This is a genomic window from bacterium, assembly GCA_026129405.1.
In the GTDB taxonomy this organism is placed as follows: Bacteria; Desulfobacterota; Binatia; order DP-6; family DP-6; genus JAHCID01.
Genome location: JAHCID010000003.1, coordinates 78,746 through 99,637 on the forward strand (window position 1 = coordinate 78,746; position 20,892 = coordinate 99,637).

Here is a 20,892-nt window from a genome sequence, read left to right on the forward strand (position 1 = left end):
GGCCTGCGTCATGGGAGCGCGTGCCTTCCCGCGCCTCGTGCGCACGAACGCTTCACGCGGATCGCGGCGCTTCGGCGCGATGCGGCCCAGCTGATCCGATCCGCAGACCGCCAGCGCAGCGACGAGCCGGGCGCGGCGCGGGCGGGAAGTGCGAAAGGGGGGACTTGAACCCCCACGGGTGTTTAGCCCACAGGATCCTGAATCGGTGAGATGCACCCCCCGCAGCGGTCAAAGCCGCGTCCAGCAACGATTCTGGATTCGGGCGAACCGCTGCGGGGGGCTCAAAACGCTGCTCCCAGGGCACGACAGGGCACGACGCCGAAGCGCACAGGACGGGGATCCTGTAGCGCGCCCCGGCCTCAGGGAAAGGGCTCGGTCTGCATCCTGGCGGCCAGTCGCCAGTGCGCGAGGAGTCGGGACGTGCTGCCCCGCGCAGAGACCTGAACGTGCTGGCCGCGGCACATCCCATACGCTCTCCACGTGACCTTGCCCGTCTGGACGAGGCGGACCGCGCACTCCTCGCCGTCTACGTCCACCAACCACTCCGTGCTCGGGTAGCTTCCCATCAGCATCTCCCCTCTCCACGTCCCGTTGACCACGCGCTACCGGCGTTCGCGCTGGTCGTCCACCTCCGAGCGATCAACCGGCGCCAGGCGGACCCGCCAACGAAACCGACCTCACAGGAGGCCGACGCTGGACCAGTTCGGCGCTGGCCGGGGCGCACGCGATGCCCTGACCGGGCGGGTTGCGCTTCGACGCGATCCGCCGCCCCTTCTCCGGCCTGAGCTGTCCTGTCTTCGGCGTGTGCTGGAACCCGCAGGAGCCCCGGCGCGATGCCGCCCGCCGTGTCCGTCGCCTTCCTCGAAGATCGGCGGGTGCTCTACGCCCCGGAGCAAATGGAGGTCGCCCCTTGACGATCTGTCGATCGTGGCTAGTTTTAACTGCCGCCGCCGGATGGGCGGATGCGCGGTAGGAGGATTGGCGGATGAGGGCCGTCAAGGGGGTCGTTCGGGCGCGCTGCTGGGGGGAAAGCTGAGCGTGGGGGTCGCGCTGCAGCTTATTCCTGATGTCGATCAGGCGCTTGAGCTTCTCTTCGCGCATAAGCTTGAGTTCATCCGCGAGTTCCTCCGCGATAGGGAACTGCCGGTCAGCGGTTCGAAAGAGGAACTGCGCGAGCGTCTTCGGCAGGCCGTGGTGGGCGACTACGTGTCTGTGGGAGAGGTGCTGCTGTACCTCGACCAGATCGAGGGCTGGGGCGATCAGCACCTCTACCTCTACACGGTGCCGGAGGTGAACCGTCCCGGCTTTCCCGGAGGCTCCAGATGTTGAGAGGATGGAGCCATGGGACGAGCGACGAAGTATGCCCCCGAGGTGCGGGAGCGCGCGGTGCGGCTCGTGCTGACGCACGCGGCCGAGCACGAGTCGCAGTGGGCGGCGATCGAGTCGATCGCGGAGAAGATCGGCTGTTCGGCGGAGGTGCTGCGGAAGTGGGTGCGGCAAGCCGAGCGTGATCAGGGTGTGCGGCCGGGTCTGACGACGAGCGAGCGCGACCGGCTGCGCGATCTCGAGCGGGAGAATCGCGAGTTGCGCCGGGCGAACGAGATCCTGCGCAAGGCGTCGGCGTATTTCGCCCAGGCGGAGCTCGACCGCCGACCGAAGTGATGGTGGCCTTCATCGACGCCCACCGAGCGACCTACGGGGTCGAGCCGATCTGCGCGGTGCTGCCGATCGCCCCGTCGACGTACCACGCGGCGAAGGCCTGTGAGCGGGAGCCCGAGCGACGCTCGGTGCGGGCACGCCGCGACGTGGAGCTGCGCGATCTGATTCGCCGGGTGTGGACCGCGCACTTCCAAGTCTACGGCGTGCGCAAGGTCTGGCGCCAATTGCGACGCGACGGGATTGCCGTCGCGCGCTGCACCGTGGCGCGCTTGATGCGGGCGATGGGGCTCGCCGGCGCCGTGCGCGGACGGCGCTGGAAGACGACCATTCCCGACGACGTTGCCGCCCGCCCCGCGGATCGCGTGCGGCGTGCCTTCGCGGCGAGCGGCCCGAACAAGCTCTGGGTTGCGGACCTCACCTACGTCGCCACGTGGCAGGGCTTCGTCTACGTCGCCTTCGTGATCGACGTCTTCGCGCGCCGGATCGTCGGGTGGCGTGCCTCGTCGTCCCTGCGATCGGACCTCGCCCTCGATGCCTTGGAGCAGGCGATCTACAGCCGGCCGCACCGTAGCGGCCTCGTTCATCACAGCGACCGCGGCGTGCAGTACTTGTCGATTCGCTACACGGACCGACTCGCCACCGCGGGCATCGAACCGTCGGTCGGGAGCGTCGGCGACAGCTACGACAACGCCCTCGCGGAGACAGTGATCGGCCTCTACAAGACCGAGGTGATTCGCCGGCGCGGCCCGTGGCGCAATCTCGATGCCGTCGAGTACGCCACGCTCGAGTGGGTGGACTGGTTCAACACCCGTCGCCTCCTTGCCCCGCTCGGCTATCGGCCGCCGGCGGAGTACGAAGCGATGCACGACCAGACACAGGCGGCTCCTCTCGGAGCCGCCGCAGTCAACTAACCCAGCCTCCGGCGAACCCGGGACGGTTCACTGCCCGCGATCGGGGACTTGCCGGTGCTGACCCGCGACGAGCAGGTGCATCTTCTTGCCGACCTCGATGCGCATGGGGCGTCACGCGCTACTGCCCGGACGCCGTCGAGGCCGTCCGCCAGGTCCGGCGCCGTCCATCATCGTTGACGAGGGACGGCATGATCCCGGAGCATCGCGTCGCGGGAATGGCCCCACCACAGACACGGAGAGGCGAATGAAGAAGAAGCCGCCCAGCAAAAGCTGGGGCTACGCGTACCGCCCGAAGGGGCGCGGCGACGTGCCGACGAGCATCTACTGGCTGAAGTTCAAGCGCACCGGCGACAGCGAGCCCACGCGCGAACGGACGAACCCGCCGACCAGCGACGAGAGAGAAGCCCAGCGGCAGCTGCATGCGCGGCTCGGCGAGACCCAGCAGGCGCGCATGGAGCGTCGGCAGAAGGATCACTGCGAGGGCGTCACCATCAACGACATCCTCGACCTGTACGTCATCGACTGCCGGCGCCTCGGGCGTCCCATCCAGCAGGGCCGCATCGAGCCGTGGCGGCACGAACTGGGCAACGCGCTGACGACCGAGGTGCAGGCCATCGACCTCGATGACCTCGCCGATCTGTGGCAGCGCCGCGGGCTCGTCTGGGACGGCGGCAGCCGCACGCTCCGGGACGGCAGCATCATCACCTGGGACGCGCGGGACCCGGCGCGTATCCGGCCCATCTCAGGGGCCTCCGTGAATCGTCTGATGGCGAGCCTCCGCCGCAGCTACACCCTCGGGCGGAGTAAGCTCGGACTCTCCTACGTGCCGGTCTTCCCGCGGCAGCCGGAGTTCGCTCGCGACACCGATCTCGCCGAGGACGAGTGCTTGGCCATCGTACAGCACTTCAAAGCGAAGCGCGGCGCCGACGTGAAGGCGGACGTGTTCCGCCTCGGCTACCTGCTCGGCATTCGCAAGGGGCAGCTGCGCCGCACCCTCAAACGCTACGTGATGACGAACGCGACGCCGTGGCGCATCGACTGGCCGGGGGAGACCACCAAGAACAGGAAGGACCATCGCGTGGCGCTCCACGGGGAAGCGCTCGAGATCGTGCAGCGCGCCTGGGCGCGGCGCCGGCCGGATGTCGACGAGCTGTTCCACGTAGACGGGGCGCCACTCGGCCCCATGACCTCTGAGCTGAAGCGGACCTGCGAGGCCGTCGCCGTCGCCTACGGGCGCACCAACGGCATCACGTTCCACTCGACCCGGCACGCGGCGGTGACGAACCTCCTCGCCGCGGGCATCGACGCTGCCGCCGCCATGAGCATCACGGGGCACGTCGACCCTTCGACGTTCCGGCGCTACCACGAGCGCCGCGACAGCGTGCAGACGGCGGCGCAGGAGAAGATGGCGGCGTACCTCGCGCAGCAACGCGGCACGACAGTCGCCGTGACGCAGCGTGAGGGCACGACAGGGCACGACAACGAGCCCGATTCCGGTCACGCGCTCCGCGCGTAGGATTGAGCGTCCTGTGGAAGAACACTCGGTTAGGGAATGCGAAAGGGGGGACTTGAACCCCCACGGGTGTTTAGCCCACAGGATCCTGAATCCTGCGCGTCTGCCAATTCCGCCACTTTCGCGTGGGACGACCCAAATAGCCGCAAGGTCCCGAGCGCACAAGTCGGACGGAGCCTGCGGAGGCGATGCCGAGGCGCAGCGCGTGCGCCGCGGCGAGCCGAAAAGGCTTCGCTCGCGTCGCGGTCGGCGCCGACGCCGAAGACGATCGGCGCGATCGCGTCGCGCCGGCCGCCCGCGAGGCGCGTGTGGTCCGCGTGAAGGGCATCGGCCGGCGGGTGCGCGGCGCGGCGGCAGCGTCGCGCGCCGCCGTTCGGCACTCCGGGCTTCAGGCCGCGCCGGCGGCGGCGCTTGGCGACAGCAGCGTGACGACCGTGATCTCGCGCGGCGCGCCGACGCGGATGCGCTGGCCGCTGATGCCGAGGCCGCGGTTCACGTGCAGCAGCGTACCGTGGCGGGCGAACGTGCCGGCGTCGAAGCGGGTCATGAGGATGCGCGCCGGATTGAGGCGCGGCAGGCCCGGGACGGCGAGCTGGCCGCCGTGGGTGTGGCCGGCGAGCGTCAGCGGGACGCCGAGCCGCGCCGCCGTCTCGTAGATGGCGGGGTGGTGGCAGAGCAGCACCGCCGCGTCGCCCGCCGGCACCTGCGCCAGCAGCTCCGGAAGCACCGCGCACGCCGCCGCCGTGTCGCGATACTCGAGGCCGACGAGCCACAGCGTCGCGCCGTGGAGGGTCACCGGCGCGACGGTGTCGCGCAGCAGGGTCCACGTCGTGTGGCGCGCGATCGCCGCCGCGACGCGGTCGAGGCCCGCGCCCTCGTCGTGGTTGCCGAGGATGGCGTAGACGCCGTGGCGGGCACCGATCGACGCCAGCGCCGGCACCCACGCCTCGAGGTCGGTGCGCTTCGAGTCGACGACGTCGCCGGTCACCACGATCACGTCGGGGTCGATCTCGGCGAGACGCGCGACGACGTCGCCGAGCGCGGCGCGATCGGCCAGCGGGCCGAGGTGCAGGTCGCTCAGGTGCACGATGCGCAGACCGTCGAGCGCGGGCGGCAGCCCGGGCAGCGACACGAGGAGGGGCGTCACGCGCAGGCGGCGATGGCCGGCGACGTAGCCCCAGGTGGCGACCAGCATCACGAGCGCGACCGACGGCCACGCCACCGCCGCGAAGCCCGGGCCGAGGAACGGCGCGGCGGCGGCGGCGAGCTGGCCCGCGTCGGCGGGCAGGGCGCCGAGGCGGTCGACGACCATCCAGCCCATCGCGGCGGCGCCGAGCGTCAGCGCACCGGCCGCCGACACGAAGCCGGTCGCGAGCACCGCCTGCGCCGCGCGCTTCGGCAGGTGGCCGTCGGGCGCCTCGCGCTCGTAGCCCTCGGCCGCGGCGCGGTTCAGCAGCGTCAGCAGGACGACGGCGACGACGTGCCAGAGCGGTGCGAGCGGCGGATCGACGAGGGCGCAGACGAGCGTCCACTCGCCGAGCGCGCCCGCGAGCGCGATCGTCCACCAGAAGCGACGCAGGAGGAGTCGGCCGAGCCAGGTCATGCGGCGCCGAGCCAGCGTTGGATCATGTCGAGGAAGGGGCTCGGGTACTCGGGGACGAGCGCGCCGATGGCGTCGAGCCGCGCCTGGAGCGCATCCGGCACGGCCACGTCCGCGGCGCCGAGCGTGTCGGCGAGCTGCGCCTCGGTGCGGGCGCCGAGGATCACCGAGGTGATCTCCGGCTTCGCGAGCTGCCAGGCGATGGCGAGCTGCGCCGGCGTGCAGCCGAGCTCGGCGGCGCACGCGCGCAGCACGTCGACGACGTCGTGCGCGCGCTCGCTCAGGTAGTCGGCGTAGAACTCCATGTCGCGGTCGCCGAGGCGCGTGCCCGCGGGCCGCTCGCCGCGCGCGACCTTGCCGGTGAGCATGCCGGCGGCGAGCGGGCTCCAGGTGATGATCCCCACGCCCTCCTCGCGGCAGAGCGCGAAGTGCTCGCGCTCGATCGCACGTACCAGCAGGTTGTAGTGCGGCTGGAGCGACACGTAGCGGCTCCAGCCGTGGCGATCGGCGATCGCGAGCGCCTTCATGAGGCGATAGGCGCGGTAGTTCGACGCCCCGACGTAGAGCACCTTGCCCGCGCGCACGAGGTCATGGAGCGCGGCGACGGTCTCCTCGAGCGGCGTCCACGGATCCTCGGCGTGGATCTGGTAGAGGTCGACGTAGTCGGTGCGGAGGCGGCGGAGACTCGCGTCGCAGGCCTCGCGGATGTGCTTGCGCGAGGCGCCGCGGTCGTTGGGCCCCGGGCCGGTCGGCAGCGTGCACTTGGTGGCGAGCACCACCTGCGTGCGCTTGCCGGCGACGGCGCGGCCGGTGATCTCCTCGGAGACCGTGCCGGCGTAGAGGTCGGCGGTGTCGATGAAGTTGCCGCCGGCGTCGAGGAAGCGGCCCACCATGCGCAGGGCCGTCGCCTCGTCGCAGCCCCAGCCCGCCACCCCGAACGTCATCGTGCCGAGGCAGAGCTCCGAGACGCGCAGCCCGGTGCGGCCGAGGGGGCGGATGCGCATTCCTTCGAGGTATAGCCGGGGTCCTCGCGGGGGGCGAGCAGGAAACGCCGCGTGCGGCCGGCTGTTGCCGCCGCCGGGGCGGCGTCGCACGACGGTGCGGCGTCGCCCCGGCCGCCGCGCACGTGCTAGAGATCGGGCCCGCATGAGCCGAGCGCGCCGCCGGCGGTGGCTGGAGGAGGGGACGACCTGATGGAACGCACCTTCGTCGCGCTCGGCGCGATCCTGGCGGGGCTCGCCGTCGCCGCGGGCGCGTTCGGCGCGCATGCGCTGCGCGCGCGGCTCACGCCCGAGGACCTCGCGATCTTCGAGACCGGCGTACGCTACCAGATGTACCACGCCCTCGGGCTGTTCGCGGTGGCGTGGGCGATGACGCGCTGGTGGGGGACCGGTGTCACGCTCGCGGGCTGGCTGTTCGTCGCCGGCACCGTGCTCTTCTCGGGCAGCCTCTACGTGCTCGTGCTGAGCGGACAGCGCTGGCTCGGCGCGGTGACGCCGCTCGGCGGCCTCTCGTTCCTCGCCGCGTGGCTGGTGCTCGCCTGGGTCGCGCTGCGCGGCTGAAACCGGGCCGTCAGGCGAAGGCGTCGAGCAGGTGGCGGCTGAGCGCGCGGTCGGCGCGCAGGAGCATGGTTCCGGCGCGGCCGTAGAGGCGGGCGTGGACAAGATCGAGGCGGCCGAGGTCCGGGGCCAGGTCCTGGATCGGCGGCGGCGCCTGGCCGGTGAGCGAGGGCGTCGGGTCCGGGCGCGACGGCGGCGCATCGGCGGCGACGCGGGCGTCGACCGGCGCCGTGCGCGCGACCGCGTCGACGGCGCGCACGCGCAGCGCGGTCGCCTGTCGCACGAGCTCGGCGGCGGCGACGGGGTCCATGTCGGCAATATCGGCAGGGTGCGCGCCGCGACAGGCCAGGGCACTGGCGGATGCGCGATACGGCAACATACACGGGGTGCGGCGCGTTGCGCCCGCGACACCACGCGGGCGCGGCAGCGACCGCATCGACAGGCGCCGGCTGCCAGCGCGCGATCATATGCGCCGCACCCGCGCCGCCGGCTGCGTGCCGTCAACGAGGAAGAGCCGACGCGGCAGCTTGTGCGCCGCCAGCCCGCCGCGCGCGGCGGCGCGCAGCGTCTCGAGCGTCGGCGTCGCGCCCGCCACGGGAACCACCCAGGCCGCGACGGCCTGCCCCCATTCGGCGTCGGGCACCGCCGCGACGGTGACCTCCGCGACGCCGGCCACGCCCGCGAGCGCGGCTTCGACCTCCGCCGGTGCGACGTTCTCGCCGCCGGTGACGATGACGTCGTCGCGCCGGCCGAGGACGTGCAGGCGACCGTCGACGCCGAGGCGACCGAGATCCTGCGTGCGCAGCCAGCCGTCGGCCGCGGTCACGGGAAGGATCGCGCCGTCGGCGCCGAGACGCCCGGCGCTCACGGTCGGCCCTTGGACGTGGATCTCGCCGTCTTCGTCGGGCGCCGCCGGCGTGCCGTCGGCGCGGACGATGCGCACCCGTGTCGGCAGCAGCGGCAGACCTGCCGAGCCGTCGAGCGCGCGCGGATCGCCGGGCGCCGCGGTCGCGATCTGCGACGCCGCCTCGGTGCAGCCGTACGTCGGCGCCAGCGGCCAGCCGCGCCGCTCGCGCAGCAGCGCAGGCGGGGCACGGCGCCGCCAGATCAGCGCATCACCCAGCGACGGCGGCGGCGCCACCTCGCGCAGGCGGGCGAGCGCGGTCGGCACCAGCGAGATGCGCGTCGGCGCATGCTCGCGGAAGCTGCGCGCGACGGTCTCGACGTCGAAGCCGTCGTGGAGGAGCACGGTGCTGCCGGCGAGGACGCTGCGCAGGACGACCGCGAGGCCGCCGACGTGCCAGAGAGGCAGGCAGGCGAGCCAGCGCTCGTCCGGCGTCATGCCGAGGCGGGCGGCGTTGCCGACCGCGCTCCACAGGTGGTTCGCGGCCGTGAGGACGATCGGCTTCGGGTTGCCACTCGTGCCCGACGTGAAGACGACGGTGTGCGGCCGGTCGAGGACCAGCGCCGGCGGCGTGGGCGCCGGCGGCGCGCCCGCAACGTCGGGTCAGGCGCGCCAGGCGGCGGGCGTGGCGCTCAGCCCGAGGGCGACGAGGACGCGTGCGCCGACATCGCGCAGGCGCTGCGCCATCTCGGCGTCCGTCCAGCGCGGATCGCAGAGGACGAGCAGCGCACGTGCGCGCAGCCGCGGACCGCGGTGACCGACGCCACCGCCGTTGCGCAGCGACCGCACCACCAGCACGCCGGGCGCAGCGCCGAGCGCGCGCAGGTGATGGGCGAGCCCCGCCGCCCGGCGCTCGAGCGCCGCGTAGTCGACCCGCGTGCCGTCGGCGAGGACGAGCGCGGCATGGTCGCCGCGGACGCGCGCCTGGGCGTGGAGCCAGTCGGGAACGGTCACGCGGCCTCGACGACGCGCCAGCGTGCCAGCGCGCCGGCGTCGAGCTCGCCCAGGCCGGGCCCCGGCGGCAGCGCCATGGTGGGATGGGGACGGAGCGGCGTGCGCACGAGGTCGCCGGCGAGGAGCGCCGTGGTCGCGAGCCCGCAGGGCGGCGGCGCGTCGGCCAGGGCGGCGGCGAGATGGAGTGCTGCGGCGGTGGCGATCGAGCCGTCGAGCGCGGTCGTCACCGTGGTCGCGAGGCCGAGGCGGCGGGCCGCCGCCGCCGTCGGCAAGCGCGGGCCGGGCCGCCGACCTGCACGAAACTTCAGCACGACGACGTCCGCGGCTTCTACGCCGCGGCTGGCGCCCTGCTGCCGGCCCGACCACCATCTCGTCGGCGCCGATGCGCACGCCGGCGCGTCGGCAGGCCGCGAGCGCGGCGTCGTCGCCCGGGGGCGCGGGCTGCTCGAGCTTGCGAGGCGGGCCGCCGCCAGGCGGGCGGCGGCTGCCGCCGCGCGCGCGCCCGGCCAGCGGCCGTTGGCGTCGCGCCTGCGCCGCGCCGAACGCGGCGGCGCGCACCGCGGCAGGGCGCGCCGCCGCGTCGGCAGTCCGGACCGACCTTCACCTTGGCGGCAGCGGGCGTGCGGCGGCGGCGGCGAGCGCGCCGAGCGTGGCGCCGTCGAGCAGCGCGCTCTGCCGCGACCATCGTCCGCCGCGCGCCATGCGACGCCAGCTCAACGACGCAACCGGCGACGGCGACCGGCAGATCGTGCTTTTATCATCAGGAGCCGACCGCAGCACCAGATCGTCTGCTCTGGGCGCGACACGGCCAGCTCGGCGAGGCGATCAGGCTGGCGCCGACGGGCGGGTCGCGGCGCCGCGCAGCCTGGCCTGCGGCCGAGCGCCGCCAGCGAGGTTCGCGCCTGGCGGTGCGGCCAGGCCTCGCCGGGGCCGACGCTGCCGTCGGCCGCGTGGAGGAAGACGACGACCCTCGCGCCGTGATCGGTCCGCCGCGGGTCGCCAGTGGCGTGCGCAGCGGCACGGCGTGCCGCCGCCAGCTCGAGCCGCCGGATCGTCAACGCAGAGGCCACGGCGGAGGAGACCGAACGCGAGGTGCAGGCAGGCGGTCGCAGCGGCGCGGCGTTCAGGGTCGAGCAAATCGACGGCGCGCAGCACCGCGCGCAGCGGCGCCGGCGCCAGCGGGCCGCGAGCTTGGGCGAGCAGCAGCGCCAGCGTGCCGAGACCGGCGGCGAGCCCGGCCGGCGCTGCGAAGGCGAGGGCGAGGGCGGCGCCATAGAGCGCCCGCGCCGCCGGGCGGCCGAGGCGCACCGCCAGCGTACGCTTGCGCGCGCGCCGGTCGCCGTCGAGATCGCGCACGTTGTTGACGAGAAGGATCGCGGTGGCGAGGAGGCCGACGGGCAGCGAGGCGGCGAGCGCGAGCCTCGACTGCTGCACCCAGGCCGTGCCGATCACCGCCACCGGTCCGAAGAACGCGAAGACGAACGCCTCGCCGAGCCCATGATAGGCGAGCGGGAACGGTCCCGCCGTGTACGCCACCGCGGCGACGAGGGCGGCGGCGCCGGCCACCAGCGCCGGCGTGCCGAGTTGCAGCGCGAGCGGCAGCCCGATCGCCGCGGCGAGCGCGAGCACGCCGAGGCCGGCGGCAGGACGACCGCCAAACGCCAGCCGCCTGGGTGACGCGGGAGCGTGAACCAGGGCGGTCGAGGTCAAATCGGCGCCGCGGCAGCGTCACTTCGATCGTTCACCAGGTTGATGCCGATCTGGAGCAGCAGCGCCGTCGCCAGGCAGGCGACGGCGAGCAGCGGATCGGCGCCACCGGCGCGGGCCGCCAGCGCCGTGCCGACGACGACGGGGACCACCGCCGCCGGCAGCGTGCGCGGGCGGATCGCCAGCAGCCAGACCTGGGCGGGCGGGCGCGCCGCCGGCGCCCCGCCTGCCGCGTCCGCGCCGGTCACGGCAGGCGCGGGAAGCGCTCGAAGTCGGGCGCGCGCTTCTCGAGGAAGGCGTTGCGGCCCTCCTGCGCCTCCTCGGACATGTAGTAGAGCAGCGTCGCGTTGCCGGCGAGCTCCTGCACGCCGGCGAGCCCGTCGGTGTCGGCGTTGAACGCCGCCTTGAGGCAGCGCAGCGCGAGCGGGCTCAGCGCCAGCATCTCGCGGCACCATGCGACGGTCTCCGCCTCGAGCCGCGCCAGCGGCACGACGGTGTTGACGAGCCCCATCTCGAGCGCCTGCTGCGCGTCGTAGCGGCGACAGAGGAGCCAGATCTCGCGCGCCTTCTTGTGGCCGACGATGCGGGCGAGGAAGCCGGCGCCGAAGCCGCCGTCGAAGCTGCCCACGCGCGGACCCGTCTGCCCGAAGACGGCGTTGTCGGCCGCGATCGTGAGGTCGCAGACGACGTGCAGCACGTGGCCGCCGCCGACGGCGTAGCCGGCCACCATGGCGACCACCGGCTTCGGCAGCGTGCGGATCTGGCGCTGCAGGTCGAGGACGTTCAGGCGCGGCACGCCGGCGTCGTCGACGTAGCCGGCGTGGCCGCGGATGCGCTGGTCGCCGCCGGCACAGAACGCCTCCGTGCCCTGGCCGGTCAAGACGACGACACCGACCTTCGCGTCCTCGCGCGCGATGGTGAAGGCCTCCGCCAGCTCGTGCAGCGTGCGCGGCCGGAACGCGTTGCGGACCTCGGGACGGGCGATCGTGATCTTGGCGATGCCGCGCGCGTCGCCGTCGCCGCGCTCGTAGCGGATGTCTTCGAAGGGGCGGGCGGACGTCCAGCTGAACGACATGGAGGGGCTCCTTCTCGGGTCAGGCCGGACGCGGCGCGCGCCGGCGCAGGAAATCGATGGTGGCCGCCGCGAAGGCGACGGGGTTCTCGAGATGGGTGGCGTGCCCGGCGTCGGGTACGACGACGGTCTCGGCGTCCGGCAGGCGCGCAGCCATGCGCGCGGCGAGGACACGGTAGGGCGGGTCGTCCGCGCCCACGACGAGCAGCGTCGGCGGGCGCAGGTGCGCGAGCTCGTCCCAGAGCGGCGCCTGCACGCCCGGCCCGAAGGCACGCAGCGCGGCGGCGAGGCCGGTGGCGCCGTTGCCGAGACGCACGGCACGCTCGCGCTCGCGGACGCCGCCCGGCAGGCGCGCCTGGGTCGCGAACAGGGGCTGCGCGGCCCAGGCGTCGACGAACGCGGGCAGGCCGTCGCGCAGCAGCGTCGCGGCGAGGGCGTCGTCGGCGACGGCGCGCAGGGTGCGGGCCGTCGCGTCGGCGATGCCCGGCGACGCCGACTCGAGGATGAGCCGCTCGACGCGCCCCGGTCGCGCGAGCGCGACGTGGAGCGCGGCGCGGCCGCCCATCGAGTAGCCGAGCCAGTGTGCGCGGGCGATGCCGAGGCGATCGAGGATGCCGACCAGCGCATCCGCCAGCTCGGGCAGGCGCATGCCGTCCGGCGGCGGTGAGTAGCGGTGGCCCGGCAGATCGACCGCGAGCACGCGGAAGTGCTCGGCGAGCACGGGCAGCAGCGGCAGCCAGGTGCCGGCGTTGCCGGTGAAGCCGTGCAGCAGGACCAGCGCCGGCCCGTGCCCGGCCGTCTCGACGTGCAGCCTCATCCGGTCTCGAGGGCGTCGAGCGCCGCCGTCCAGGCGGCGCGGTGTGCGGCGAGGCTCGCGGCGCGGGCGATGCGCAGCGCCAGCACGGTCGTCTGCGGCGCGCCGAGCGCGGCGTGCAGCGCAGGCGCGAGCCCGGCCGGATCGTCGATGGGCACGAAGCGCGCGCCGTACATGGCGACGGCGGGTGCCAGGTCGAGACCGTGCGGGGTCACGAAGAGCTCCTCGTAGCGGCCGGCGGCGGCGGCGACGGGGAGGTGATCGAAGATGCCGCCGCCGTCGTTGTCGAGCACGACGAAGACGGCGCGCACGCCGTGCCGGCGCACCGCGAGGAGCCCGCCGAGGTCGTGGAGGAAGGTCAGATCGCCGCACAGGCCGACGGTCGGCACGCCGGCGGCCGCGGCGGCGCCGAGCACCGAGGAGACGAAGCCGTCGATGCCGTTGGCGCCGCGGTTCGCGAGCACGCGTACGGGCGGCGCGTCGGCGGGCCAGAACCAGTCGAGCGCGCGGATCGCCAGGCTGTTGCCGGCGTAGAGCTGCGCCTCGGCCGGCAGCGCCGCCGCCAGGGCCGCGACGGCATGGGCCTCGAAAGGCGGCGCGCCGGCGACGCTCCGAACGCTTGCTGCGCCCGGCGGCGGCGCCAGCGCGCCCTCGCGCGTTCCGGCAGGCGGGGATCGACATGGCGCCCGGGCAGCCGCGTCGCGAGCCCACCGACAGCTCGCCGCCAGAAGGCGCCGCGGAGGACGTGCGACACGACGCCGGCCGGCTCCGGCCACGCCCCGCTGGCGTCGAGCAGCAGGTGCGCGACGTCGTCGCGCTGCGCGAGCCAGGCGAGCGGCGGCGTCGGCGGCAGCCCGAGACGCACGATGGCGTCGACCTCGCCGGCGAGGCGGCGGTCACGGAGGATGACGTCGTGCGCGTCGACGACATGCGGTGCGAGCGGCGGACGGCGCAGGTTCGAGGCGGCCTCGGCGAGGACGGGCGCGCCGAGCGCGGCGGCGAGCGCGGCGACCGTGGCGGGCAGCGCCGGATCGGCGTCGTCGAGCGGTCAGCGACGTGACAGGCGGGCGGCGCGCCGGCGAGCGCCAGCGGCGGCGCCGTCGACGGCGCCAGGATCGGGCGGATCGGGCAGCGGCGCGATGCGCGTCCACGGGCCGTCACGCCGCGGCCGCGGGCGGCGCAGGGCGCGGCGGCGACAGGCGCGGCGAGCGGGCGCCGGGCGTCTGCGAGGAGCGGCTCCGTAGGGAGTTCGATCGGACGGTGCAGCCGGACGTCCCACCAGCGGCAACGACGCGGCGACAGTGCGAGCGTAAACCACAAGATGGACCGCCGTCGCGTCGAGCGGGCCCAGCTCGAAGAACCAGCGCACGTGCGTGCCGAAGAGGCGTACCTGGTCGATCGTCTGCGGCGCGGCGGCGTCGCGCAGCTCGGGCGGACGGTCGGCGGTGCACACGACGAGCGGCACCCCGGCGTGGAACGCCTCGACCACCGCAGGCAGGAGATTCGCCGCGGCCGTGCCCGACGTGCAGCACACGAGCACCGGCCGGCGCGTCGCGCGGGCGAGCCCGAGCGCGAAGAAGCCCGCGGCGCGCTCGTCGACGTGCGACCAGACGCGCAGCCCGGGATGCGCGCCGCACGCCAGCGCCAGCGGCGCCGAGCGGCTGCCCGGCGCGACCACCGCATCGCGCACGCCGGCGCGGGCGAGCTCGTCGACCAGCACGGTCGCGCCGGCGCAGCTCGGGTCGGCGTCGTCGACGTGGGCCGCGCTCGTCATGGCTCCACGAGCGCCGCCAGCAGCGGGCGCAGCTTGAGGCGCGTCTCCTCGAGCTCGGCCTCGGGGTCGGAGCCGGCGACGATGCCCGCGCCGGCATAGAGCGTCGCCCGGCGGCCGCGGAGGAGCGCGCAGCGCAGCGGCACGACCGTCTCGCCGTCGCCCGACGCGTCGAGCCAGCCGACGCCGCCGGCGTACCAGCCGCGCGCGAGCCGCTCGCGGACCGCGAAACCTCCGCGCGCGGCTTCGCGTCAGGCACGCCGCAGACGGCGGGCGTCAGGTGCAGCGCGGCCTGCCTCGAAACAGACCGCGGCCCGGCCGCAGCGTCCCGGAAAGCGGCGTGCGCAGGTGCTGCGCCTCGCCGGCGGCGACGACCATGGGCTCCGCAGGCCCGGCGAGGTCGCGGGTGAGGGGCGCCAGGCGCGCGCGGAGCGCGTCGACCACGAAGGCGTGCTCGGCCCGCTCCTTCGTGCTGGCGAGGAGCGCGGCCGGCGCGGCGCCGCGGGCGGCGGTGCCGGCGACGGCCGCGGTCTCGATGCGGCCCCGGTATACGCGCGCGAGGCGCTCGGGCGTCGCGCCGACGAACCACGTCCCGCCGTGGGCGACGCCGAACGTCGTACACTCGGGATGCGCGGCCCGCAGGCGCGCGAGGACGCGCAGTGGGACGAGGGGCGCGTCGGCGGTGACGCTGACGGCGCGGGCGAGGACGAGCTTCTCGAGCCGGCCGGCGGCGACGTCGACGAGGGTACGGGCGACACGCCGTCGCCAGACGGCCGGCGCGGCGGCGGCGGCGATGCGCCACTGTCGCGCCGCCGTCGCCGGCGGCACCGGTGCGGCGAGGGCCGGCTGCGCCTCGGCGAGCAGGGCCCGGGCCATGTCCGGGCGTCTCGGCGAGGGCCACGAGGCGCGTCGTGCCGGCGCCGCACGGGGCGGCGCAACCGTGAGGGCGGCGGCGGGAAAGCCGCGCCAGGCGCCGGTGGGCGCCGCGTCGGCAGGCGTGGCCACCGACCACAGGGCGTCGTCGGGCAGCGGCGTCGCGCGGCGCCTGGGCGGCGAGGTGGCGGCGGCGCGGACCGGCCGCGGCTCCAACGCGACGGCGGCGCCGACGGCTTTGCGGCAGATCGCGGTCGGCGGCGGGCTGGGCGAAGAACATCCGCGGCGCGCGCGGGTGGGCTGCGAAGAGCCGCAGCGGGTCGACGTCGTCGGGCAGCGCGGCGCTGGCACCGGCGAGCGGCGGGGTGGCGGCGCTGCGGGCGGCGAGGCTCACGCGTCGGCCCGTACGGCGCGCAGCAGCTGCACCGCGCCGAAGCCGAGCGACTCCACGGTGACGCCGACGAAGCCCGCGTCGCGCACGAGATGGCGCAGCGTCGGGGGCGGCGGCAGGTACGCGGCGGAGCGCGGCAGGTAGGCGTAGGCCGCACGCTCGGCGAGCAGCGCGCCGATCCACGGTACGAGACGGTCGAAGTAGAGACGGTGGACGAGGCGCGGCAGCGCGTGCGGCGGCGTCGCGACCTCGAGCACGACGAGCCGGCCGCCGGGGCGCAGGACGCGGGCGGCCTCGGCGAGCACCGGCGGGATGGCGGCGAAGTTGCGCAGCGCGAAGCCGCAGGTGACCGCGGCGGCGACGCCCGTGGCGAGCGGGAGCCGCGCGGCGTCGCCGCGGACCAGCGCGGCGCACGCCGCGGGTGCGGGCGCGGGCCAGCATGCCAGCTGAAAAGTCGCGCCGACGCTGCGTGCGCCACTGACAGCAGCCCGAGCGCGGCGAAGGTCGCCGGTGCGCAGGCGACGTCGACCTGACGTCGCGCCGCGCCGCACCGCGGCCGCGGCCAGCGCGCGGCGCCGCCAGCCGCGGTCGAGGCCCCAGGTGAGGACGGCGTTCAGGCGATCGTAGCGCGGCGCGATGCGGTCGAACATCGCGCGCACGTGCGCGGCCTTGTGCTCCGGCGGCGGGAGCGGGTCGGCGCCTAGCGCCACGCCACCTCCAGGCGGCCTTCCATCGTCGCCCGCAGGGCGTGGCGCAGGCCGTGCGCGTCGCCGCGCGCTTCGAGGCGGGCGAACGCGCGGGCCACCAGGGTGCGGTGGAAGTGGTGGGCGACCAGCGCCGTCACCGCCGGCAGGAGGCGGCGGAAGGCGTCGACCACCTCGTCGGGGTCGCGCTCGGCGCCGTCGCGGCCGCGGCGGACGTGCTCGTCGAAGAGCTCGATGGCACGGTCGACCACCTCGCGCGCGTTCTCGGATTGGCGGATGGCGAGCCCGAGGAGCTCGGCGAGCGGCAAGCCTTCGTCGAGGAGGCGTAGCGCGTTGCGGGCCAGCTCGACGTCGACCTCCGAGTAGGGGGCGCGGCCGCCGGCGGATACGGGCTCGACGATGCCCGCGTTCTCGACCGCGGTGACGAGGGCCTCGGGCACGCCCGCTTCGGCGGCGAGCTCGCCGCGGGTCATGGTGCGCGTGCCGCGCTGCTCGCCGAGCGCCCGCCGCAGGGCGGCGGCGGTACGGGCGGCGCCGGGCTCGAGCATGCGGCGGATCACGGCGAGCGGGACGCCGTCGGCCTGGAGCTGCTTGATGCGCCGCAGGCGCTTCAGATGGCTCTCGCCGTAGACCGCGTGACGCCCGACGCGCCGGGGCGGCGGGAGGAGGCGCTGCGCCTGGTAGAAGCGGATGGTGTCGACGCTGATGCCCGCGGCCCGGGCCAGCGCCTCGACTCGGTAGTCCACGTGACGACTCTATGAGTGTTCACTCATGACGAGTCAAACGCGCTGCCGGGGCGACGCCCGGCGGGGGCCGTGCTATGGTCGGCGACGCATGTCGCGCCTCCTCGTCCTCGGCGCGCTCGGGCTCGCGGTAGGCGTCGGCTGCGCGCTGCTGCCTGAGCGCTACGCGATGAACGTTCCGGTCGCGAACCTCCTGTGGGGCGGCGGCATCGAGGCGCCCAGCGAGGCGGTGGTGCGCCGCCGCCTGCAGGTCCCGCCCGGGTTCTCGGTCGCGCTGTGGGCCGACGAGGTGCCGAACGCGCGCCTGCTCCGCGTCACCGAGACGGGCGATCTCCTCGTCAGCCAGCCGCGCCGCGGCCAGGTGACGCTGCTCGAGCGCGACGCCGACGGCGACGGCCGCGCCGACGGGCGCCGCGTCGTGCTCGAGGGTCTCGATCGCCCGCACGGCCTCGCGCTCCACGACGGCTGGCTCTGGGTCGCCGAGACGGGCGCCGTCGGCCGCATTCGCTTCGACGCCGCGACCCGCGCCACGAGCGGCGCGTTCGAGCGCGTCGTCACCGGCCTGCCGGCGGGCGGCAACCACTGGACGCGCACCATCGGCGTCGGCCCGGACGGCTGGCTCTACGTCTCGATCGGATCGTCCTGCAACGTGTGCGTCGAGCAGGATCCGCGGCGCGCGGCGATCGTGCGCTACCGGCTCGACGGCAGCGGCGAGGAGATCTTCGCATCCGGCCTGCGCAACGCGGTCGGCTTCGACTGGCACCCGCAGACGCGGCAGCTGTGGGCGACCGACAATGGCCGCGACCTCCTCGGCGACGACTTCCCGCCCTGCGAGCTGAACCAGGTGCGCGCCGGCGGCTTCTACGGCTGGCCCTACGCCAACGGCGCCCGCGTGCCGGATCCGGACTACGGCCGGGGCGAGGAGGCGCGCATCGCGGCGTCGATTCCGCCCGCGCACGACTTCCGCGCCCACAACGCGCCGCTCGGCATGACCTTCGTGCGCGGCGACGGGCTGCCCGCGGCGTATCGTCACGCCGCGCTCGCCGCGCTGCACGGCTCGTGGAACCGCACGCGCAAGGACGGCTACAAGGTCGTCTCGCTGCACTGGCAGGACGACGGCAGCATCGCCGAGCGCGACTTCCTGTGGGGCTTCCTCGCCGACGAGGACGTCATCGGCCGCCCGGTCGACGTCGCCGAGGGAGCGGACGGCGCGCTCTACGTGTCGGACGACTATGCCGGCGCGATCTGGCGGGTCGCGTACGGGGACGCGGCCGCGGCGCCGGCGCCGGCTGCGCCGGCCGCGGCGCCGCCGCCCGACGCGGGTCTCGAGGCGCTGCCCGCGGCGGAGCGGACGGCGCTGGCGGAGCGCGGGACGACCCTCTTCCGTGACCTCGGCTGCGCCACTTGTCACCCGGCGGCGGGCGCGAGGGGGACGGCGCTGATCCCGCTCGCGCACCTGCGCGCGCGCTGGACGGTCGACCGGCTGGTCGAGTTCTTCGCCGCGCCGACGCCGCCGATGCCCGCCGTCGATCGCCCGGCCGCCGAGCGGCGCGCGCTCGCGGTGCACGTGCTGACGCAGTACCCGTGAGAGCGCTCGCGCGCGCCGCGCTGGCGGCCGTGCTGCTCCTCGGCGCGGCGACGGCCGTCGCGCAGCCCGGCGAGGGGGCGGCGCTCCCCGAGCTCGTGGTCGAGGCCGATCGCCTGCCGCCCGGCACCGCGCCCGGCGCGAGCGTCCGGGTCCTCGACCGCGCGACGCTCGACGCCGCGCCGGTGCTCACGGTCGACGATGCGCTCCTCCCGGTGCCCGGCTTCCAGCTCTTCCGGCGCCAGTCGAGCCTGGTGGCGAATCCGACCTCGCAGGGCGTGTCGCTGCGCGGGCTCGGGGCGAGCGGCACCAGCCGCACGCTGGTCCTCCTCGACGGCGTCCCGCTGAACGACCCGTTCGGGGGCTGGGTGCCGTGGAACCGCGTGTCGCTCGAGGGCCTCGAGCGCATCGACGTGATCCGCGGCCCGGCGGCGGCGCCGTGGGGCAACCTCGCCATGGGCGGCGTCGTCTCGCTCGTCACCGCCAGGCCCGAGTCGCGTGCGGGCGGCGCGGTGGTCGAGGGCGGCACGCACGACACGGTGCGCGCCGACGGCTGGGCGACGGATCGGCAGGGGAGCGTCGGGCTCGGCGTCGGCGGCGGCTGGCTCGCGACCGGCGGATGGCCGATCGTGCGGGCGGATCAGCGCGGCGCCATCGACGTACCGGCCGGCTCCGCCCGCGGCGTGCTCGACACGCGCGCCGAGTGGACGCCGCCCGAGGGCGCGCGGTTCCACGCCCGCGCCAACCTGTTCGACGAGACGCGCGACAACGGCACCCCGCTCACCGGCAACGACAGCCGCGCCGCCGACGTCGCGGCGGGCGTGCGCTGGCGCGCCTTCGGCGGCGACGGGGCGGTGCAGGCGTTCGGCAAGCTCGGCCGTTTCGCGAGCACGTTCTCGAGCCAGGGCGCGGATCGCCGCAGCGAGCAGCCGGCGTCGGACCAGTTCGACGTGCCGAGCAGCGCCGCCGGCGCCGCCGCCACGTGGTGGGGCGCCGCCGGGCCGCACGCGATCGGCGCCGGCACCGACGTCTACTGGATCGACGGCGCCAGCAACGAGGACGGCCGCTTCGTCGACGGCCGCTTCACCCGCCGGCGCGCGGCCGGCAGCGAGGAGCTGTTCGCCGGCGCCTGGGCGCAGGGCACGGCGGCCCTGCACCCGCGTCTCGCGGCGACGCTCGGCCTGCGACTCGACGGCTGGCGGACGGCGAACGGCTTTCGCCGCGAGCGCGACCTCACCGCCGGCGCGGCGCTGCGCGACGATGCGCTGCCGTCGCGCCACGCCGTGCTCGCGAGCCCGAGCCTCCTCGTGCGCTGGACGCTCGACGACGGCTGGGCGCTGCGCGGCGGCGCGTCGCGCGGCTGGCGCGCGCCGACGGTGAACGAGCTGGTGCGCGGCTTCCGCGTGCGCAACGACGTCACCGAGCCGAACCCGGACCTCGACCCCGAGGTGCTGACCGGCGGCGAGGTCGGCGTCGAGCGGCTCGGCGCGCGCTGGAGCGGCGTGGTGACGGCGTACTGGAGCGTCGTCGACGACCCGATCGCGAACGTCACCGTCGGCCGTGGCCCCGGCGACGTCGTCCCGTGCGGCTTCGTGCCGGCGGGCGGCGTCTGCCGCCAGCGCATGAACCTCGGCCGCAGCCGCGTACGCGGCGTCGAGGCCGAGGGCGAGGTCGCGCTGTGGCGCGAGCTGCACCTCACCCTGGGCGGCCTCTACGCCGACGCCGTGATCGTCGACGGCGGTCCGGCGCCGGGGCTCGACGGCAGGCGGCCGGCCCAGGTGCCGCAGCTCGAGGGCAGCACGGGGCTGCGCTGGGCGCCGGCGCGCGGCCTGCAGGCGGCGGTGCAGGTGCGCTACGGCGGCCTCCAGTACGAGGACGACGGCAACACGTTGCCGCTCGGCGGCTACGCCACCATGGACGTGCGGCTCGGCTGGCGCTTCGGGCGCTTCGAGGCCTTCGTCGCGGTCGACAACGCGCTCGACCGCACGTATCTCGTCGGCCGCTCGGCCGACGGCCTCGAGACCATCGGCATGCCGCTGCTCGCACATGGCGGGCTGCGGGCGCGGTTCTGAGGTCGTCTGGCGCGGCGGGCGTGGTTTCGCCGCCCGTGGCGGCTCTGCTACATCCGGGCG

Annotated in this window: 22 protein-coding genes, 1 tRNA gene, 1 pseudogene and 1 other annotated feature; of the genes and pseudogenes, 7 read left to right on the forward strand and 17 right to left on the reverse strand. The window is 75.3% G+C overall.

Annotated features, from left to right (window positions below):
- Positions 1-1,038 precede the first annotated feature (1,038 nt).
- The 3 genes from KIT14_12845 (at position 1,039) to KIT14_12855 (ending at position 4,086) form a co-directional block, all read left to right on the forward strand.
- Positions 1,039-1,329: an SAP domain-containing protein gene (locus KIT14_12845; protein MCW5891422.1), complete on the forward strand. Its 291-nt coding sequence runs from the start codon at positions 1,039-1,041 to the stop codon at positions 1,327-1,329.
- A gap of 12 nt (positions 1,330-1,341) precedes the next feature.
- Positions 1,342-2,570, forward strand: a protein-coding gene (locus tag KIT14_12850; GenBank protein MCW5891423.1) for an IS3 family transposase whose coding sequence is annotated in 2 segments (ribosomal slippage) — positions 1,342-1,630 and positions 1,630-2,570 — 1,230 coding nt in all. Because the reading frame shifts where the segments join, the coding sequence is not laid out codon by codon here.
- Positions 1,620-1,736 (forward strand) — a sequence feature (AL1L pseudoknot). (Overlaps the previous gene by 117 nt.)
- A gap of 244 nt (positions 2,571-2,814) precedes the next feature.
- Entirely contained in the window at positions 2,815-4,086 is a 1,272-nt protein-coding gene (locus KIT14_12855) for a tyrosine-type recombinase/integrase (protein MCW5891424.1), read from the forward strand.
- Positions 4,087-4,123: 37 nt separating this feature from the next.
- On the opposite strand, the gene KIT14_12860 is transcribed toward KIT14_12855, so the two are convergent.
- From KIT14_12860 to KIT14_12870, 3 genes are all read right to left on the reverse strand, one after another.
- Positions 4,124-4,208 (reverse strand) — tRNA-Leu (locus tag KIT14_12860).
- A gap of 263 nt (positions 4,209-4,471) precedes the next feature.
- The gene (locus KIT14_12865; GenBank protein MCW5891425.1) at positions 4,472-5,686 is read right to left on the reverse strand and encodes a metallophosphoesterase; all 1,215 of its coding nucleotides are present in this window, start codon (positions 5,684-5,686) and stop codon (positions 4,472-4,474) included.
- Positions 5,683-6,687, reverse strand: coding sequence for an aldo/keto reductase (locus KIT14_12870; protein ID MCW5891426.1), 1,005 nt, complete (start codon positions 6,685-6,687; stop codon positions 5,683-5,685). The genes KIT14_12865 and KIT14_12870 overlap by 4 nt, the downstream gene beginning before the upstream one ends.
- 189 nt (positions 6,688-6,876) lie before the next feature.
- On the opposite strand from KIT14_12870, the gene KIT14_12875 reads away from it, so the two are divergent.
- Positions 6,877-7,245: a DUF423 domain-containing protein gene (locus KIT14_12875; GenBank protein MCW5891427.1), complete on the forward strand. Its 369-nt coding sequence runs from the start codon at positions 6,877-6,879 to the stop codon at positions 7,243-7,245.
- A gap of 10 nt (positions 7,246-7,255) precedes the next feature.
- Here the strand turns inward: KIT14_12875 and KIT14_12880 are convergent, their stop codons facing one another.
- The 9 genes from KIT14_12880 to KIT14_12920 form a co-directional block, all read right to left on the reverse strand.
- Complete coding sequence (locus KIT14_12880) at positions 7,256-7,552, reverse strand: hypothetical protein (GenBank protein ID MCW5891428.1); 297 nt, start codon at positions 7,550-7,552, stop codon at positions 7,256-7,258.
- Positions 7,553-7,705: 153 nt separating this feature from the next.
- Entirely contained in the window at positions 7,706-8,584 is an 879-nt protein-coding gene (locus tag KIT14_12885; GenBank protein ID MCW5891429.1) for an AMP-binding protein, read from the reverse strand.
- Positions 8,585-8,749: 165 nt separating this feature from the next.
- Complete coding sequence (locus KIT14_12890) at positions 8,750-9,100, reverse strand: AMP-binding protein (protein ID MCW5891430.1); 351 nt, start codon at positions 9,098-9,100, stop codon at positions 8,750-8,752.
- Positions 9,097-9,411: a hypothetical protein gene (locus tag KIT14_12895; protein MCW5891431.1), complete on the reverse strand. Its 315-nt coding sequence runs from the start codon at positions 9,409-9,411 to the stop codon at positions 9,097-9,099. The genes KIT14_12890 and KIT14_12895 overlap by 4 nt, the downstream gene beginning before the upstream one ends.
- Before the next feature lie 514 nt (positions 9,412-9,925).
- The gene (locus KIT14_12900; GenBank protein MCW5891432.1) at positions 9,926-10,810 is read right to left on the reverse strand and encodes a prenyltransferase; all 885 of its coding nucleotides are present in this window, start codon (positions 10,808-10,810) and stop codon (positions 9,926-9,928) included.
- Positions 10,807-11,055, reverse strand: a complete 249-nt coding sequence (locus KIT14_12905) for a hypothetical protein (protein MCW5891433.1) — start codon at positions 11,053-11,055, stop codon at positions 10,807-10,809. The genes KIT14_12900 and KIT14_12905 overlap by 4 nt, the downstream gene beginning before the upstream one ends.
- Positions 11,052-11,882: a 1,4-dihydroxy-2-naphthoyl-CoA synthase gene (gene menB, locus KIT14_12910; GenBank protein ID MCW5891434.1), complete on the reverse strand. Its 831-nt coding sequence runs from the start codon at positions 11,880-11,882 to the stop codon at positions 11,052-11,054. The genes KIT14_12905 and menB overlap by 4 nt, the downstream gene beginning before the upstream one ends.
- A 19-nt stretch (positions 11,883-11,901) precedes the next feature.
- Entirely contained in the window at positions 11,902-12,696 is a 795-nt protein-coding gene (gene menH, locus KIT14_12915) for a 2-succinyl-6-hydroxy-2,4-cyclohexadiene-1-carboxylate synthase (protein ID MCW5891435.1), read from the reverse strand.
- On the reverse strand, positions 12,693-13,157 hold the full coding sequence (locus tag KIT14_12920) for a hypothetical protein (GenBank protein MCW5891436.1): 465 nt from the start codon (positions 13,155-13,157) through the stop codon (positions 12,693-12,695). The genes menH and KIT14_12920 overlap by 4 nt, the downstream gene beginning before the upstream one ends.
- 281 nt (positions 13,158-13,438) lie before the next feature.
- Between KIT14_12920 and KIT14_12925 the strand changes: the two genes are divergently transcribed.
- A complete protein-coding gene (locus KIT14_12925; GenBank protein MCW5891437.1) occupies positions 13,439-13,753 on the forward strand; it encodes a hypothetical protein in 315 nt (104 codons plus the stop codon).
- On the opposite strand, the gene KIT14_12930 is transcribed toward KIT14_12925, so the two are convergent.
- The 5 genes and pseudogenes from KIT14_12930 to KIT14_12950 all read right to left on the reverse strand — a co-directional run bounded on the left by KIT14_12930 (position 13,742) and on the right by KIT14_12950 (position 17,178).
- The gene (locus KIT14_12930) at positions 13,742-14,467 is read right to left on the reverse strand and encodes a hypothetical protein (protein ID MCW5891438.1); all 726 of its coding nucleotides are present in this window, start codon (positions 14,465-14,467) and stop codon (positions 13,742-13,744) included. The two genes, KIT14_12925 and KIT14_12930, sit on opposite strands and share 12 nt — an antisense overlap.
- Positions 14,464-14,670 (reverse strand): annotated as a pseudogene (locus tag KIT14_12935) (chorismate-binding protein). The gene KIT14_12930 and the pseudogene KIT14_12935 overlap by 4 nt, the downstream one beginning before the upstream one ends.
- A 70-nt stretch (positions 14,671-14,740) precedes the next feature.
- Positions 14,741-15,340: a chorismate-binding protein gene (locus KIT14_12940; protein MCW5891439.1), complete on the reverse strand. Its 600-nt coding sequence runs from the start codon at positions 15,338-15,340 to the stop codon at positions 14,741-14,743.
- A gap of 387 nt (positions 15,341-15,727) precedes the next feature.
- The gene (locus KIT14_12945; protein MCW5891440.1) at positions 15,728-16,438 is read right to left on the reverse strand and encodes a class I SAM-dependent methyltransferase; all 711 of its coding nucleotides are present in this window, start codon (positions 16,436-16,438) and stop codon (positions 15,728-15,730) included.
- Entirely contained in the window at positions 16,429-17,178 is a 750-nt protein-coding gene (locus KIT14_12950) for a MerR family transcriptional regulator (GenBank protein ID MCW5891441.1), read from the reverse strand. Before KIT14_12950 ends, KIT14_12945 begins: the two co-directional genes overlap by 10 nt.
- A gap of 88 nt (positions 17,179-17,266) precedes the next feature.
- On the opposite strand from KIT14_12950, the gene KIT14_12955 reads away from it, so the two are divergent.
- Both KIT14_12955 and KIT14_12960 read left to right on the forward strand, forming a co-directional pair.
- Positions 17,267-18,763, forward strand: coding sequence for a sorbosone dehydrogenase family protein (locus KIT14_12955; GenBank protein MCW5891442.1), 1,497 nt, complete (start codon positions 17,267-17,269; stop codon positions 18,761-18,763).
- Complete coding sequence (locus KIT14_12960) at positions 18,760-20,832, forward strand: TonB-dependent receptor (GenBank protein MCW5891443.1); 2,073 nt, start codon at positions 18,760-18,762, stop codon at positions 20,830-20,832. The genes KIT14_12955 and KIT14_12960 overlap by 4 nt, the downstream gene beginning before the upstream one ends.
- Positions 20,833-20,892: the final 60 nt, after the last annotated feature.